Here is a 14,335-nt window from a genome sequence, read left to right as displayed (position 1 = left end):
CCACGGACCGGTCTCATTCCACCACGTTCGGGTTGGCGGGCTTGTCCGACGCCCAGGTCTCCTCGTCTTCGACGAGGTAGTCCGGGCGCTTGCCACCATTTCCCCGTTCCTTCCTACGGCGCTGCGCTTCACTCATCGGTATGCCGGGAGACATGACGCCGGTCCCACGGGGCCCGGATTCGGTACCGACCCGATTACGAGCCCCCAGCCCGGATCCGCCTTCTGTGAAGGCCTGCCTGCCCGCTCCAGCGCCCGGCGGCACCACCCGCACAGCGCCACCGGGCCGGGCCAAGGAGCCGCCCGCCTGCTGAGCCCCGGCCGCTCCGCGGCCCCCGGTACCAATGCCCGGGTACTCGCCGACGGGAAGCTCCTTTCCGCCAAAACCGGTCTTGCCCTGGCGGAAGTCAGGCCCGATCGGAGTGCTCTGAACGCTCGGGCCCGTGGGCGTGACGACAGGCTGTCCCCCTCCGCCGGCCACCGGTCCGTTCGAAGGACCCGCGGACGCGGTGGTGCCCAGGGCGGACGTCTGGGTACCGGAGGTGACAGGACCGGACGCATTTCCGCCGGGACGAGGCGCCGGAGTGCCCGAGATGCCCGCCTCTGCGGCGCTGCTCGTCATCGTCGCCGACTTCGGCGGAGCTTGTGCCGTCCCACCCTTGATTCCGGAATCCGTCGGAACTGCCGCGTTCCTCGACGAGGAGCCGGAGGCCACCGACAGCGTGGACGACCTCGATCGCTGCGGCGTAGCACCGGACGCCGACCTCGCCGACGTCCCCCCTGCTCCGATCGACGTCCCCGACATCACTGCGGCTGCCATGGCCGCTGCCCCGCCCGGATCGTTCTGCGATCCGACGTCACGGGTGTCTTCGCCGTAGAACCCGGGCTTCGCCGGCGGCTTGGAGCCCGGCAGTGACGGAGCCTTCAAGGCCGGGGTCGCGATGCGGTAGTGCATGGCGAGGGTCTGCATGACGGCCGCCGCTTCGGCCTTCTTCTGGTCCGTGAGCTGGATGTGGTCGTCCTCGCTGCTGAAGAAGTCCCCGACCTTGTCCTTGAACTGGTCCCAGGTGCCCGGTTCCTCGGGCATGGTGCGCTTGGCCGTCGCCATCGCCTCGGACATGTTGTGCAGCGTGTTGGCCGCGTCGTTGGCGTACGCGGCGGCCTCGTTGATGTTGGCGGCGAGGGTCAGCATCGAGGTGTGGAAGGAGTCGCTGGTGGTGCCCTCCCAGGTGGTGGCCGCCTCGGTGCTCACGTTGGTGAGGGTCTTGCGGATCTCCTTGAGCGTGGTCGCCGCCTTGCGCCAGGGGTCGCCGGCGGCCATCACCGCGCCCGGGTCGAGGGCCTGTGCCATCTTGCGGAGATCGGCATGGCTGTACTTGGTGAAATCGGTGTAGGTCACGGGTGGTTCACCTCCGGTCGGGCGGTCGGTCAGATGGTGGCGTTGCCGCGCTGGGACGGGACCTGGTTGGCCTGGTAGGCGACCTCGCTGCTGGCCGAGGGGGCGGCCACGGACCAACCGTCACCGGCCAGCTTGAGCTTCGTGCTCACGTGCTGGTCCTGCTCCTCGTAGTTGGTCGCGGTGAGTTCTGCCTTCTTCTGGGCCTGATCGATCGCCTGCTGGAGCTGGTTCAGCACGTCCCGCAGCGCGTCCCGCATGGTGCTGTAGCGGCCGTGGATCTCCGTCGCCTCCGCGAAGGTGCCGAAGGCGGTCTTGCCGATGCCGCTGCGCCCGTGGGTGGTGCTGCCGTTGGCGTCCTTCTCGAACTCCTTCAACAGCAGCCGCACCTGCCCGGCGAACGTGCGCAGTTGCTCGACCTCGACGCGGTAGCCCTGGTTGGCCCCGCCGGTCGAGCCGGTCCCTGTTCCCATTGCGGCGCCCCCCGTGCGTCCGTTCCTGGCCTTCGGGGCCCGGGCCCCGGTGTCTCATGTCTAACACACCGGGTCGGAACCCCGCCCGGTGCACGGTCAGTTCGAGGGCGTCCTGGTGTGCAGGGCTTCGGCGAGGGCGCGGCGGCAGAGGGAGTCGGCGTGCCGGGTGGTCTCGGGTTGCCGGTAGCGGCGGGCGAGGTCGAGGGTGGTGCGGACGGCGGTGTCGAGGCCGATCCGGTGGCCGACGGAGACGTAGACGGGTTTGACGCCGGGCTGGGTGCGCACCGCGCGGCCGACCTCCTCGCCGGTGGCGGGGTCGGTGAGCGGGGTCCAGGAGCCGCGGGCCGCCTCGGGGTCGTGGTGGTCGAAGGTGAAGGGGGTCTTGGCGACGCCGAGGGTGCGCAGTCCGGTGAGGACGCCGAGGTGGCTGGCGAGGCCGAGGCGGCGGGGGTGGGCGAGGCCGTAGCCGTCGCAGACGACGGTGTCGGGGGTGCGGGTGAGGGCGGCCAGCGCGTCGAGGACGGCGGGGAGTTCGCGGAAGGCGAGCAGTCCGGGGACGTAGGGGAAGGCGATCCGGCCGACGGCGGTGGCTTCCTCGACGACGTCCAGGGTGTCCCGGTCGAGGAGGACGGCCGCGGCGGCGACGAGATCGTGGTCGTCGTCGTAGGCGACGTCGACTCCGGCGATGAGCCGGCCGGGGGTGCCGTCGTCCTGGGCCCGGACGAGCGGCCGCAGTCGTTCCTGTTCGGCGAGCGCCTGGGCCTCGGTGGTGGGCCAGTCGGCGGGGATGGGCACGGTCGGTTCCCCCGGGTCTGCGTGGTGTCGGACGGGTCCCACCGTACCGAGGGGTGCGGACGACCCCGGGGTGAGCCCGTGCGCCCCCTGTGCCCCCGGCCTCGCGGGCTAGCCTGGTCGTGCCGAACTCCCTTGCCGGGTACGACTTCTGGCACCGGCATCATTCCCGCCCGTTTCCCCCGACGTGCGAAGGACCCCCGCCATGCCACGTCCGTCCGCTGCCCAGCTCTGCCTCGGCTCGTTCACCGTCGTCGCCACCACAGTGGCGCTGCTGGCCGTTTCGGGCGCCGCGGGCGTCCTGGAGGTCGCGGTGCTGGTGGGGTTCGCGCTGGCGCTCGGCACCGTGGTGACGGTGCTCTCGATGTCGGTGTCCGCCCGTTCGGCCGCGGTCGGCGACCGGTCCGGAGCCTCCGCAGCCGCCGCCGGGCGCGAGTACGCCCGGCAGCGCTGATCCGCCGCCGGGCGTCGTCCTCCCGCTTTCGCGGTCAGATCTCGGTGGTGACCACCACGGTCTTCGCGGCCTTGTCGTGGAGGCACTGCCGGTAGGGCTTGTCGACGACGCCGAACAGGCCGTCGATGACCCACCACAGGGCGGCGCAGCAGAGCACCGCCGGGAGGATGAAGACGGCGGCCCGGGTCCACGCGGCGGACTGGGTCGGCGAGTTGCCGTCGATCAGCATGGCGACGCGGATCTTCATGGCCTTCTTGCCGAGGGTCTGGCCGTCCCGGCTGAGCATCAGCGCCTCGTAGACGAGGTAGACGGCGCAGCCGAGCCAGAAGGCCTCGGTGGTGCCCTGGCGGGTGCTGAGGTCGACGAAGGGGCCGATGACGAGGACGCCGATGGCCTGCATCAGGACGTAGTCGACGAGGCGGGCGATGATCCGCTTGGGCCAGGTGCCGATCGGTGGCATGCCGGGGACGGGTCCGCCGCTGGGGGTGCCGTACGGGGCGGAGTCGGGGCCGTGGCCGGACGGGGGCTGGTCGTAGGGCTGCCCGCCGTAGGGGTTCTGACCGGGGGTCGGTCCGCCGTAGCTGCCCTGGTAGGCGCCGGGGCCCTCCCCGGGGGCACCGGACGGGGCGGGGCGTGGCGGTTCGCCGTCCGGCGTGCCGCCGCCCGGGGTGGGGGGCTGCTTGTCGAAGGAGGGCTGACCGCCCCCCTCCGGCTGGGGGCCTGAGGGGTCGTGGGTGCTCATCCCCCGAGTAGAACATCGCGGATTCTCAGCTTTTGGGACATTGTGTCTGTTTTGCTGTCGCGCACCCGAGAGTGGACCGGAGGGTGGACCGGAGGGGACCAGCGGGTGGGCCCGGGACGGCAACGGCCGCCTCAGCTGCGGACCACCCGGGTCCGGGCCGCCCGGTCCTGCCAGCCACGCCGGGCCGGGCGGTCGAACACCGGCCAGACCAGGCCGAGCAGCAGTACGGTGCCGAGCTGCCGGACGAGCCACCGCAGCAGCGAGCGGCCGAGGCTCGGTCTGGTCCGTCCACCGGAGGCGCCGGCGTCCACGACCCGGATCCGGGCCAGCCGTTTGCCGAAGGTCTGGCCGGTCCGGGCGATCGGCAGCACCTCGTAGACGAGGCTGACGAACACCAGGATTCCGACCAGGGCGGCGAGCTTGCCCAGCACCACGTCGTCGACCAGCCAGACCTGCACGTGGCGGCGGGCGAGGGAGCTGGCCATCCTGGCCTGGTCGACCTTCTGCTGGAGGTGGTCGGAGACCGAGCTGCCGAGCGGGATCCCGGCCGCGACGGCGACCACCAGCAGCACCGCGGTGTCCACCACCCGGGCCACCAGCCGCCGCCCCAGCCCGGCGGGCACCGGGGGCGCCGGGGGTGCCGACCGGCGGCGGACGGCGGACTCCCGGGCCGGCCGCGCCACCGGCAACGCGGCGGCGGCAGCGACGGCGGGGACAGGCACGGGCACCGGGGCGGGAGCCGGCACCGGCACCGCGGACGCCACCGTACGAACCGGCGCCGCCCCGGGCTCGGCGGCCACCTCGGCCGCCACCTGGGCCGCCTCTTCGACCGCCACCGCGGCGGTCGGCGCCGTCACCTCGCGGACCGGGCCCGTCACGGCGGGCGCGACGGCCACCGCCGCTTCCACGGCAACCGCAGCACGCTCCCCCTCCGCGCGCCCCTCTTCCTCCTCGAGCGCCCCCGGAAGCACCCCCCAGGACACCCAACGCGGCGCCCCACCGGTCTCCATCAGGCCTCGCTGCGCCCGCGGATCGGCCTGCCAGCCCGAGGCACCGGCAGCATCGGCGGCAGCGGCCTCGGCGGCCCCGCCCACCCCGGGACCCTCCTCCGACGCGGGCTCGACGGTCCGGAACACCGGCCCGCCGATCACCTCGGCGACCCGCGGCCCGACCACGAAGGACGCCCCGCCCGTGGTCTGGTCCAGGTACACCGGCCCGGTGTCCCCCGCCCCCTGAGCCTCCCGCGCGGGCGATACCGACACAGGCACAGGCACGGACGCCGACACCGGCACCGGCACGACCCCCGGTGCCGGCGACTCCGACCGCGCCAGCGGCACCGGCACCACCGGCGGCGGCACCGCCCGCGCGGCCGCGGTGCCAGGGCCGGGGCCGGGGGCGGGGCCGGGGGCGGGGGCGGCCCGCCGGGTGGCGTACCGGGGCGGCTGCAGCACCTCGCCCTCGACGGGGGCAGGCCGGCTGGTGCCCGGCACCCAGGCCGAGCCGCCCCAGTAACGGACGAACCCGGGGATGGACGGGTCGGGGTAGTAGCCGGGCTCGGGTGCGACGGCCGGGTCGCCGTCGGCGGCGAAGGGGCGGTCCGCCATGGGGGTCTTCTCTCCTGTCGGGCCTTGACGAGGGCCGTTGAGGGGCGGGCCTCGGCAGATCCAAAGTCGGCAGATCCAAAGATCGGAACGTGGTCGGAACCGGGTAGGTCCGAGCACAGGGCCACGCCGCCGCCCGCACACGCCCGCGTACGCCCGGGGGCATACGGGGCGCTCGGGGCGTGGGGGCACCACCGAAGGCGGACAGTCGCCGGACAGTCACAAAGGGTAGTACCTCGCCGGAGCCCCGAGGGAAAACCGACGATTCCCCGGACAGCGGAGGCCCGCCCGGGGTAAGGGCCCACCCGGGGCGGGAGCCCCCGCCCCACCGCCCCGCCGCCCCGCCCAGCGGCAACGCCCCCGCCGCGACACCCCCGCCACCCAAAACTTCCCGAAGAAATCCCGGAAACGCGTGTAAGACCCGGCGCGAACCGCCCTCTCAAAGGTCACAGGGCCCGGAACCGGGCACGAACCGAAGGCAGAGAGGAAGACGATCATGGACCGCCCCGTTAGCGTCGTGGAGCACGAGCTGGAGCTGAACCTGGTGCTCTCCCCGGAGCACAGCGTCCCCGTCCTGGCCCGGCTGACCTACGGCAGCCACGACCCGTACGCCGTGTACATCACCTTCCACCTGGACACCGGCTCCCCGGTGACCTGGGTGTTCGCCCGCGAGCTGCTGGTCGAGGGCACCTTCCGCCCGTGCGGCCAGGGCGACGTGCGGATCTGGCCGACCCGTTCGGGCCGACGCAGCGTGCTGTGCATGGCGCTGAGCTCCCCGGCCGGGGACGCGCTGCTGGAGGCGCCGCTGCCGGTCGTCGCGGCCTGGCTGGAGCGGGCGCACCGGCTGGTGCCGCCGGGCAGTGAGCTGGCCGCCCTCGACATGGACGGCTCGCTCGCCGAGCTGCTCGCGTAGGCGTGCGGGAGGTACGGGACGGGCGAGGCGTACGGGTCGTGCGCCGCAGCGTGCACTGGACCGTCCAGCAGCACCGGCACAGCAGCGACGGCGCCCCCGTCGGCTCAGCGGGCCGCGGGGGCCTGCTGACGACCGCGGGTGGCGTCCGGGCCGCCGCCGCCGTCGCGCTGTCCGGGCAGCCGGACCAGCGGGGCGCCGGCGGAGCGCCGGCGTGCCCTTATCCGGATGGCGGCGGCGAGCAGGAAGCAGAGGCCGACCCACGGATAGATCGAGGTCGGCAGCTGGCTCAGCGGTGACATGTGGAGCACGGCCGCGCCGACCGGCTTGGCGGCCCACATCGCGAAGGACAGGAAGGCCAGCAGGGTCGCCCAGAACGCGGCCCGCCAGCGCAGTCGGCGCACGCCGGCCGGGCGGGCGCGCTCGACGGAGGCCTCGGCGGCGAGCAGGACGAGCACCGGCACGCACCAGACCCAGTGGTGGGTCCAGCTGATCGGCGAGATCAGCACGGCCGTGACGGCGGTGACGCAGAAGCCCCAGGCCTCGGCCCGGGGCAGCCAGCGGCCGCTGCGGACGGCCCAGGCGGCGACGGCGAGGCCGGCCACCGCGGCCAGGCCCGCCCCGAGGGTGGCGAGGAAGCCGGGGTCGGCGCTGTGCAGCAGGCGGGCGAAGGCGCCGCGCAGCGACTGGTTGTCGACGATCTCGGTCTTGCCGACCCGGGAGGAGTCGTAGAGGTACTTGGTCCAGAAGCCCCAGGTGGCGTCGGGGAGGAAGAGCGCGCCGATCAGGAAGGTGCCGAGGAAGGTGAGGGCGGCGGTGAAGGCGGCCCGGACCCGGCCGGTGACCAGCAGGTAGACGGCGAACAGGCCGGGGGTGAGCTTGAGGCCGGCGGCGATGCCGATCGCGATGCCCTTGCTGCGGTGGGCGTCGGACCGGGTGAGGTCCCAGAGGATCAGGCAGCCGAGCGCGAGGTTGATCTGGCCGTACCGGAGCGTGGTGAAGACGGGTTCGAGCCAGACGCCGAGGCCGGTGATCAGGACCACGCCGATCGGCCGGAGTTCGCGGCGCGGCCAGCCGACCAGCTTGAAGGACAGGTGGGCCATCAGCGCGAGCAGCCCGAGGTTGCCGAGAGTGATCACCACGCGGAGGACGGGGATCGGCAGCCAGGTGGTCGGGACGAACAGCATGGCCGCGAACGGGGGGTACGTCGCGGGGAGGTTCCACTCGGTGACGCGCAGCGCGTAGAGGTCGGTGCCGTTGGCGACGGCGGCACCCTCGGCCCGGTAGACGATCATGTCGACCATCGAGGTGTGGACGAAGTGGCGGACCACTGCGTACACGACCAGCGACAGCAGTGCCACGGACGAGGCGATCAGCATCGGGCGGCGGGGGGCCTCACGCAGTGCGCGCACGGGGGCACCGAGCGCGACGCGCAGCCGGTCGGACAGGGGAACGGGCGACGGGGCGGGTACCGTCCGCACCGGGCTGCGCTCGTCTTGCACCGCTGTCACTGTCCACTCCGTCCACCGCTCGGCCAACCAGCGACGATACCGGATGCGACCCATCCCGTCCTGGGCGCGATCAACTACTCACAGTGACGAAAGGGCCCCGGCCGACCGTGCTCGGCTGCGGGCTGAGCACGGGCGTCCGGGGCGGTCCAGGGCGCCGGACCCGGGCAGGGGGCCGGACCCGGGCTGAGCGCCTCAGCCGGTGTAGCGGCCGAGGGCCCGGGTGAAGTCCAGCGGCTGCTGGACGATGCTGCTGCAGCTGGCGTCCGCGGAGGCCTTGGCGCCGCCGGCGCAGGCCTTGTCCCGGGTGCCGGACCACATGGCCAGCCAGGCGAGGTGCTTGCCGGCCGCGAAGTCGGCCAGCTGCTCGGCGTCGGCCACCGTGAAGACCTCGCTGGCGACGTCGTTCACGCCGATCATCGGGGTGACCGCGACCTTGCGCCAGGCGGCCGCGTCGTCGAGCCCCAGCACGCTCTTGACCTGGGCCTGGGTGGCGGTGGCCGCGGCGATCGCGTACGTGCCCATCCGCCCCTGCGGGTCGGGGGCGACGCCGTCGCCGAAGTCCATGGCCATGATGTTGACGGCACCGACCGCGACACCGGCGGCCTTGGCACCGGCGACCAGGTCGACGCCGTCCTGGGTCAGGCCGGAGGGCAGTGCGGGCAGGGTGAAGGAGACGTCGAGCGGCCTGCCCTTCGCGGCGGCCTCGCGCTGGAGCTGGGCGACGGCCTGGGCCCGCCGGGTGTTGGCGGCGCTGTCGGCGATCGCGCCGCCCTCCACGTCGAAGTCGAGCCGGGTCACGCCGTACGCGTCGATCACCGTGCGGTACGCGGCGGCCAGGTCGGCGGTGGAGCCGCAGGCGAGGGCCAGCTCGCTGCCGTTGGCGCCGCCGAAGGAGACCCGGACATCGCCGCCGATCGCGCGCAGGGCCCCGATCTGGGCGGCCACCGCGTCGGCGGACAGGTCGCTGACCCCGCCCCACTTGGGTACGCAGCCGCCACCGGAGACCACGAAGGCGAGGTTGAACCGCTTCACCCCGGTGGCCTTGGCGGTGGCGACCAGGTCGTAGGGCGGGTAGAGCGAGGTGTCGACGTACGGGGCGAAGCCGCCCCCGGCGCCGGCCGGGGGTACCGGCACACCGGTCGCCGTGGGGGTGGCGGTCGGGGTCGCGGTCGGGGTCGGCTTCGCGGTGGCGGTCGGGCTCGGCTTCCCGGTGGCGGTGGCCGAGGCCGAGGCGGTCGCGGTGGGCGAGGCCGGGCCGGTGGGCGAGGGCGTGGGGGTGGTGGTCGGACGCCCGGAGGGGGTGGGCGCGGGGCCCTCACCGGCCTTGCAGGAGGCGTTGTCGATCAGGCAGTTCCCCGGCTCGGCCTGCGCCGCGCCGGCGCCCTGGGCGACGAAGCCGACCACCACACTCTTCCCCGGGTCCAGCCGCCTGCTCCAGGCCTCCGGCCGCACGGTGACGTGCTGCCCGGCGGCGGTGAAGGTGGCGTTCCAGAGCGAGTCGATCTTCGCGCCGGCCGGCAGGTCGAAGCTCAGCGTCCAGTCCTCGATCGGGTCGGCGGCCGGGTTGGTGACCAGGTACTGGCCGGTGTAGCCGGCGTCCCAGCTGCTGGTCCGGCTGAACACGGCGCCGAGCGGGGCGGCACTGGCCGCGGAGGCGAGCACCACGGTCCCGCCCGCGACCAGGACGGCGGCGACCGCCGAGGCCCCGATGATCGTCCCCTTACGGCTGCGCCTGCGGCGGCCGGAACGGCGGGTGGGTCGGGTGGTCATGCGCGTTACCTCCGCGGGTGCCTGCGGTCGGCACCGTTCGCCGGTGCCTGCGGTCGGCCGCAGTCCGGACGGGCCGCGCACGGGTGCGCGGGGACGTCCCGGGCGGCCGGCCCGGCTCGGTCGGGTGACCGGCGCGACCGACGCTAGCCGCGCCCGGGGGCCGGAAGCCGTGGGCTGAGCGAGGGGTGAAGGTCCCTTAGGCCGCAGTTAAGGAAGAGGTCCGCCCAAGGAAGAGGCCCGCCGAGCGGCGGACCACGGGGCGCAGCCCGTACGACGACCCTCCCGCCCCACCCACCGTCACTTCGGGAACAGCGCGCCCCGGGTCCGCCGCCGGCCGGCCCGGGTGGTCGGGGCCTCCGTCGGGCGGGTGCGCAGCCGCAGCCTGGTCTCCGCGCCGCCGAGCACGGCGGAGCGGCCGAGTGCCAGGTCCCCGCCGGTGGACTCGGCGAGCTTGCGCACGATGTCCAGCCCGAGGCCGGTGGAGCCCTCGCCGCCGTGGCCCTCGCCGCGCTTGAGGGCGGCGGCCGGGTCGCTGTAGCCGGGCCCGGCGTCGCCGACCAGCACGATCACCGAGGAGTCGGTGACCAGGACGTCCACCGAGAAGGCGGTGCCGACGGCGGTGTGCCGGAAGACGTTGCCGAGCAGGGCGTCGACCGCGGCGGCCAGGTCGCCGCGCTGGACGGGGACGGGTGCGGCGCGTTCGGCACCGGCCAGTTGCCAGCGGCGGCCCTCGTCCTCGGCCAGCGCGGACCAGAAGCCGACCCGTTCGCGGATCACCTCGGCGGCGTCGCAGCCGACCGCGACGGCGGGCGCGTCCTCGGGGGCGCGGCGGGCGGAGCGGATGATCTGGTCGACCTCGCGCTCCAGTTGGGCCACCGCGTGCCGGGTGGCGTCGGCCGCGTCGCCGTCGCCGAGGGAGGCGGCGTTGAGTCGCAGCACGGTCAGCGGGGTGCGCAGCCGGTGCGACAGGTCGGCGGCCAACTCGCGCTCGGCTGCCAGGAGTTGGACGACGCGGTCGGCCATGGCGTTGAACGCGTGGGCGGCCTCGCGGAGTTCCTCCGGGCTGCCGTCGACCTGCTTGCCCGTCACCGGGACGCGCACCGCGAGGTCCCCGGCGCCCAACGAGCGGGCGGCGGCGGCGAGTCGGCGGGCGGAGGCCACGATCCGGCCGCCCATCCGGTCGGCGACCAGCACCGAGAGGGCGACCAGGCCGAGCGCGACGGCGGAGAGCACCAGCCAGGCGGTGGAGACTCCCCGGGTGAGGTCGCTCTCGGCGACGAACACCTCGACCACGGCGGTCCGCCCGGTGTCCACCGCGACCGGCTGGAGCAGCGCGTAGCCGCCGGGCACCGCGACGGTGAAGGCCCGGCCCTGGCCACCGGCCGTGGCCACGTCCGCCGCGCCAGCGCGCCCCTCCCCGATGGTCGGCCCGTCGGGCCCACCGGACGCCCCGGCCCCACCGGACCCCGCAGCCACCCCGGCTCCACCGGCCCCCGCGGACTCCCGGGCCCCACCGGCCTCCGCAGCCACCCCGGCCCCGCCCGGGGCCCAGGACTCCCCCGGGGGCACCGGCAGGTGCACCGCCATCCGGCTCTGGCCCCCCGCGTCGGTGCTGGCCAGCGCGCGGTTGATGGCGTCCTGGTCGGTGGTGATCGCCAGGGCCGGCCCGAGCGCCGCGGCCTGCCGCTCGGCTGCCGTGAACGCCCGGTCCCGGGCGGTCTGTTGGACCATCAGGCCGAGCGGGATGAGGAAGGCCAGCGCGACCATGGTGGTCCCGGCCACGGCGGCCTTGATCAGGGCCCAGCGCAGCGAGTGGGTGAACCGCTTCATGTCCGGTGCTCCGCAGTGCCCGCCGGGTCCGCCGGGTCCGCAGTGCCCCCAGCACCGGCAGTGCCCCCAGCACCGGCGGTGCCCCCAGCGCCCCCAGCCCCGGCAGTGCCCGCGACCGCCTCCAGCCGGACCCCGACGCCCCGGACGGTGTGCAGGTAGCGGGGGTTGGAGGCGGTCTCGCCGAGCTTGCGCCGCAGCCAGGAGAGGTGGACGTCGATGGTCTGGTCGCCGCCGTAGGTCTGCTGCCAGACCTCGGCGAGGATCTCCTTGCGCGGCACGACCACCCCGGGCCGGGCGGCCAGGAAGGCCAGCAGGTCGAACTCGCGCCGGGTCAGGTCGAGCAGCCGCCCGTCCAGGACGGCCTCGCGCCGCTGGAGGTCGATGGCCAGTCCGCCGACCCGCAGCACCTGGGCGACGGGGGCGGCGCCGCCGCCGAGCCGGCGCAGCACGGCGGCCATCCGGGCACTCAGGTGTTCCCCGGAGAAAGGTTTCACCAGGTAGTCGTCGGCACCGTCGTTGAGCAGTCGGACGATCTCGGCCTCGTCGTCCCGCGCGGTCGAGATGATCACCGGGACGTTGGTCAGTCCCCGGATCATCTTGAGCGCCTCGCTGCCGTCCAGGTCGGGCAGGCCCAGGTCCAGGATCACCAGGTCGCAGCCGACCTGGGCGACCTCCCGCAGCGCCTCCAGGGCCGTGCCCACACTGCGGACCGCGTGACCGGTGTCGGTCAGGTGGCGGATGAGCGCGGAACGTACGAAGGGGTCGTCCTCGACCACGAGCACTGTTGCCATGGCCCTGCACGGTACGCCATCGGCAGGCAGTGGTCTGTACCTCGGGGGCGGCTCCGCACGGCCTCCGGACAGTGTGCAACTCCCCTGCCGAACACCGGGGGTACCCGTCACCACCTGCCCGGAAGTACGGCAGGATGTGCGGACGATGCGGAACGGACTGGTACAGCTCTGCGCCTGGGCGGCGGCCACCGGGGCGGCGGTGGCGCTGTCCTGGCTCGGCGTGCACGCCGTGCTCGGCGGAGCCGCGTCCGAGCGGCCCACCGCACTGCCGCTGCCCTCCCCGAAGGCCGGGAGCACTCCGTACGGAGCGAGCGCCACCCCCGGCCGGACGCCGGTCGAGGACGCACCGTCCTCACCCGCCTCCCCGCCGGCCTCCCCGACCGCGAGCACGGCCGCCACCGCCGCGCACGCCCCGGTCACCACCGCGGCCGCCCCGCCGACCAGGAAGCCCGTGCCCGCCGCCACCACCCCGACGTCGACGGTGAAGAGCTACCCGGTCCCCGGCGGCCGGGTCGCCCTGGACATCCGCGCCGACCGGGCCTCGCTGGTCTCCGCCACCCCGGACCCGGGCTGGCAGATGCAGGTCTGGAACGGCGACCAGTGGATGCGGGTGGACTTCACCAAGGACAACCAGGCCAACTCGGTCTTCGTCTACTGGAACGGCCACCCGCCGGTCGTGGAGACGGCGATCCGCTGACCCGCCGCCACACCCGCCACACCCGCTGCCCCTCCGGCCCCCGCGACCGCCCCGGTCACCACCCCGCGAAGGCCTGGTACCCCGGCAGGTACGGCCCCGCGTACCCCGGCCGGTCGACCAGGGTGTGCCGGGAGCCGCCCGGCACCGCGATGGTGGCCAGCACCACCGAGCCGTACCGGTCCCGCACCTCGTACGGTTCGGCCAGCGACAGCGCGCCCCGGTCCACGGCGTAGTCGTACGCGTAGGGGACGTCCGGCACGCCGACCGCGAGGTCCAGCACCCCGTCCCCGTAGCGCTCCAGGTGTGCCGCCAGCTCCCGGCCGCGCGGGCCGATCACCTGCACCGGCGAGGTGAGCACGATCCGCGTCCCGGGCCCGGCCAGCACGTAGGAGACCGCCTCCGGATCGCCGGTCCCCGGCCCGGCGTACGCCGTACAGCGCAGCCCGAGCGCCGCCTGGTAGCGGCGGGCCGCCCGCTCGGCGTCGCCGACCACGAACACCACCGCGTCGGCGCGGCCGGGCGGCAGCGGGCCGGGGTCCTCCGCTCCCCCGGCCGGGCCCGCGGCGAGCAGGACGGATTCGGCGGCGGTGTCGGTCATGACGGCCCTCCCGGTAGGCGTACGGACCACCCGGCACCCGGGGTGGGGCCCGGAGCACGGGATCGTGGCTGGAGGGTGGCGCCGGGCCGACCTACGCGCAACTGTTCCGTTTCCTCCTGGTCAAGCTGCGCCCCGGAGCGGGAGAATCGGCGGCACCGCTGTACAGAATGCCCACCGGAGGACCGAGCCGCGATGCCCCCCGCCCACTCCCCGAGCGCCCCGGGCTCCCCCGACCCCGACCCGTCCACCCCCCAGGGCGCCCCCGCAACCCCGGCCAGCAGCGGCGGCGGCAACGACACCATCGACGCGCTGGACGGCCGGCTGATCCGGCTGCTCGCCGAGGAGCCCCGGATCGGCGTGCTGGAGTGCTCGCGCCGGCTCCAGGTCGCCCGGGGCACCGTGCAGGCCCGGCTGGACCGGTTGCAGGCCAAGGGGGTGATCAGCGGGTTCGGCCCGGAGGTGGACCCGGCCGCGATCGGCTACCCGGTGACGGCCTTCGCCACCCTGGAGATCTCCCAGGGCCAGGGCGCGGACGTGCGGGCGCACCTGGCGCGGGTGCCGGAGGTGCTGGAACTGCACACGATCACCGGGATCGGCGACATGCTGGTGCGGATCGTGGCCCGCTCCAACGCGGACCTCCAGCGGGTGATCGACCGGGTGGTGGGCTTCGACGGGATCGTCCGCTCCTCCACCGCGATCGTGCTGGAGAACCCGGTGCCGTACCGGATCCTGCCCCTGGTGGACCAGGCGGCCGCCGAGTAGCCCGAGGCCCG

14 protein-coding genes are annotated in these 14,335 nt (G+C 74.6%); 4 read left to right on the top strand and 10 right to left on the bottom strand.

Going from position 1 to position 14,335, the window contains the following annotated elements:
- Nucleotides 1–13: 13 nt before the first annotated feature.
- The 3 genes from ACZ4W5_RS04100 to ACZ4W5_RS04090 all read right to left on the bottom strand — a co-directional run bounded on the left by ACZ4W5_RS04100 (nucleotide 14) and on the right by ACZ4W5_RS04090 (nucleotide 2,661).
- Nucleotides 14–1,396 carry a WXG100 family type VII secretion target gene (locus ACZ4W5_RS04100; RefSeq protein ID WP_465652644.1) on the bottom strand — a complete coding sequence of 461 codons (1,383 nt, stop codon included), beginning with the start codon at nucleotides 1,394–1,396 and terminating at the stop codon, nucleotides 14–16.
- A 29-nt stretch (nucleotides 1,397–1,425) separates the two neighbouring features.
- Nucleotides 1,426–1,866 carry a hypothetical protein gene (locus ACZ4W5_RS04095; RefSeq protein WP_465652642.1) on the bottom strand — a complete coding sequence of 147 codons (441 nt, stop codon included), beginning with the start codon at nucleotides 1,864–1,866 and terminating at the stop codon, nucleotides 1,426–1,428.
- 96 nt (nucleotides 1,867–1,962) lie between these two features.
- Entirely contained in the window at nucleotides 1,963–2,661 is a 699-nt protein-coding gene (locus ACZ4W5_RS04090) for an endonuclease V (RefSeq protein ID WP_465652640.1), read from the bottom strand.
- Between the two features lie 202 nt (nucleotides 2,662–2,863).
- On the opposite strand from ACZ4W5_RS04090, the gene ACZ4W5_RS04085 reads away from it, so the two are divergent.
- Entirely contained in the window at nucleotides 2,864–3,112 is a 249-nt protein-coding gene (locus ACZ4W5_RS04085) for a hypothetical protein (RefSeq protein ID WP_402486069.1), read from the top strand.
- 34 nt (nucleotides 3,113–3,146) lie between these two features.
- Here ACZ4W5_RS04085 and ACZ4W5_RS04080 read toward each other — a convergent pair whose 3' ends face one another.
- Both ACZ4W5_RS04080 and ACZ4W5_RS04075 read right to left on the bottom strand, forming a co-directional pair.
- A complete protein-coding gene (locus tag ACZ4W5_RS04080; protein WP_465652638.1) occupies nucleotides 3,147–3,854 on the bottom strand; it encodes an RDD family protein in 708 nt (235 codons plus the stop codon).
- A gap of 131 nt (nucleotides 3,855–3,985) precedes the next feature.
- Nucleotides 3,986–5,458, bottom strand: a complete 1,473-nt coding sequence (locus tag ACZ4W5_RS04075; protein WP_465652636.1) for an RDD family protein — start codon at nucleotides 5,456–5,458, stop codon at nucleotides 3,986–3,988.
- Between the two features lie 493 nt (nucleotides 5,459–5,951).
- Here ACZ4W5_RS04075 and ACZ4W5_RS04070 point away from each other — a divergent pair, with 493 nt between their 5' ends.
- The gene (locus tag ACZ4W5_RS04070) at nucleotides 5,952–6,368 is read left to right on the top strand and encodes an SsgA family sporulation/cell division regulator (protein WP_402486077.1); all 417 of its coding nucleotides are present in this window, start codon (nucleotides 5,952–5,954) and stop codon (nucleotides 6,366–6,368) included.
- A 104-nt stretch (nucleotides 6,369–6,472) separates the two neighbouring features.
- Here the strand turns inward: ACZ4W5_RS04070 and ACZ4W5_RS04065 are convergent, their stop codons facing one another.
- From ACZ4W5_RS04065 to ACZ4W5_RS04050, 4 genes are all read right to left on the bottom strand, one after another.
- Nucleotides 6,473–7,876: a glycosyltransferase 87 family protein gene (locus ACZ4W5_RS04065; RefSeq protein ID WP_360239028.1), complete on the bottom strand. Its 1,404-nt coding sequence runs from the start codon at nucleotides 7,874–7,876 to the stop codon at nucleotides 6,473–6,475.
- A 192-nt stretch (nucleotides 7,877–8,068) separates the two neighbouring features.
- The gene (locus ACZ4W5_RS04060) at nucleotides 8,069–9,646 is read right to left on the bottom strand and encodes a glycoside hydrolase family 18 protein (protein ID WP_465652633.1); all 1,578 of its coding nucleotides are present in this window, start codon (nucleotides 9,644–9,646) and stop codon (nucleotides 8,069–8,071) included.
- Nucleotides 9,647–9,943: 297 nt separating this feature from the next.
- Nucleotides 9,944–11,476 (bottom strand): sensor histidine kinase, encoded by a 1,533-nt coding sequence (locus ACZ4W5_RS04055; protein ID WP_465652631.1) that lies wholly within the window; start codon nucleotides 11,474–11,476, stop codon nucleotides 9,944–9,946.
- Nucleotides 11,473–12,267, bottom strand: a complete 795-nt coding sequence (locus ACZ4W5_RS04050) for a response regulator transcription factor (RefSeq protein ID WP_465652629.1) — start codon at nucleotides 12,265–12,267, stop codon at nucleotides 11,473–11,475. The genes ACZ4W5_RS04055 and ACZ4W5_RS04050 overlap by 4 nt, the downstream gene beginning before the upstream one ends.
- Before the next feature lie 145 nt (nucleotides 12,268–12,412).
- On the opposite strand from ACZ4W5_RS04050, the gene ACZ4W5_RS04045 reads away from it, so the two are divergent.
- A complete protein-coding gene (locus ACZ4W5_RS04045; protein WP_465652627.1) occupies nucleotides 12,413–12,964 on the top strand; it encodes a hypothetical protein in 552 nt (183 codons plus the stop codon).
- Nucleotides 12,965–13,019: 55 nt separating this feature from the next.
- On the opposite strand, the gene ACZ4W5_RS04040 is transcribed toward ACZ4W5_RS04045, so the two are convergent.
- A complete protein-coding gene (locus ACZ4W5_RS04040; RefSeq protein ID WP_465652625.1) occupies nucleotides 13,020–13,562 on the bottom strand; it encodes a VOC family protein in 543 nt (180 codons plus the stop codon).
- A gap of 192 nt (nucleotides 13,563–13,754) precedes the next feature.
- On the opposite strand from ACZ4W5_RS04040, the gene ACZ4W5_RS04035 reads away from it, so the two are divergent.
- Nucleotides 13,755–14,324: an Lrp/AsnC family transcriptional regulator gene (locus ACZ4W5_RS04035; protein WP_360239046.1), complete on the top strand. Its 570-nt coding sequence runs from the start codon at nucleotides 13,755–13,757 to the stop codon at nucleotides 14,322–14,324.
- Nucleotides 14,325–14,335: the final 11 nt, after the last annotated feature.

It is taken from the genome of Kitasatospora sp. NPDC029367, from assembly GCF_055569135.1.
This window is presented reverse-complemented; position numbering and strand designations above follow the sequence as displayed.

Excerpts from the sequence above, each read along its gene's own strand:
- ACZ4W5_RS04095 (WP_465652642.1), bottom strand. The coding sequence starts at position 1,866 with ATGGGAACAGGGACCGGCTCGACCGGCGGGGCCAACCAGGGCTACCGC.
- ACZ4W5_RS04085 (WP_402486069.1), top strand. The coding sequence starts at position 2,864 with ATGCCACGTCCGTCCGCTGCCCAGCTCTGCCTCGGCTCGTTCACCGTC.
- ACZ4W5_RS04080 (WP_465652638.1), bottom strand. The coding sequence starts at position 3,854 with ATGAGCACCCACGACCCCTCAGGCCCCCAGCCGGAGGGGGGCGGTCAG.
- ACZ4W5_RS04075 (WP_465652636.1), bottom strand. The coding sequence starts at position 5,458 with ATGGCGGACCGCCCCTTCGCCGCCGACGGCGACCCGGCCGTCGCACCC.
- ACZ4W5_RS04070 (WP_402486077.1), top strand. The coding sequence starts at position 5,952 with ATGGACCGCCCCGTTAGCGTCGTGGAGCACGAGCTGGAGCTGAACCTG.
- ACZ4W5_RS04060 (WP_465652633.1), bottom strand. The coding sequence starts at position 9,646 with ATGACCACCCGACCCACCCGCCGTTCCGGCCGCCGCAGGCGCAGCCGT.
- ACZ4W5_RS04055 (WP_465652631.1), bottom strand. The coding sequence starts at position 11,476 with ATGAAGCGGTTCACCCACTCGCTGCGCTGGGCCCTGATCAAGGCCGCC.
- ACZ4W5_RS04050 (WP_465652629.1), bottom strand. The coding sequence starts at position 12,267 with ATGGCAACAGTGCTCGTGGTCGAGGACGACCCCTTCGTACGTTCCGCG.
- ACZ4W5_RS04045 (WP_465652627.1), top strand. The coding sequence starts at position 12,413 with ATGCGGAACGGACTGGTACAGCTCTGCGCCTGGGCGGCGGCCACCGGG.
- ACZ4W5_RS04040 (WP_465652625.1), bottom strand. The coding sequence starts at position 13,562 with ATGACCGACACCGCCGCCGAATCCGTCCTGCTCGCCGCGGGCCCGGCC.
- ACZ4W5_RS04035 (WP_360239046.1), top strand. The coding sequence starts at position 13,755 with ATGCCCCCCGCCCACTCCCCGAGCGCCCCGGGCTCCCCCGACCCCGAC.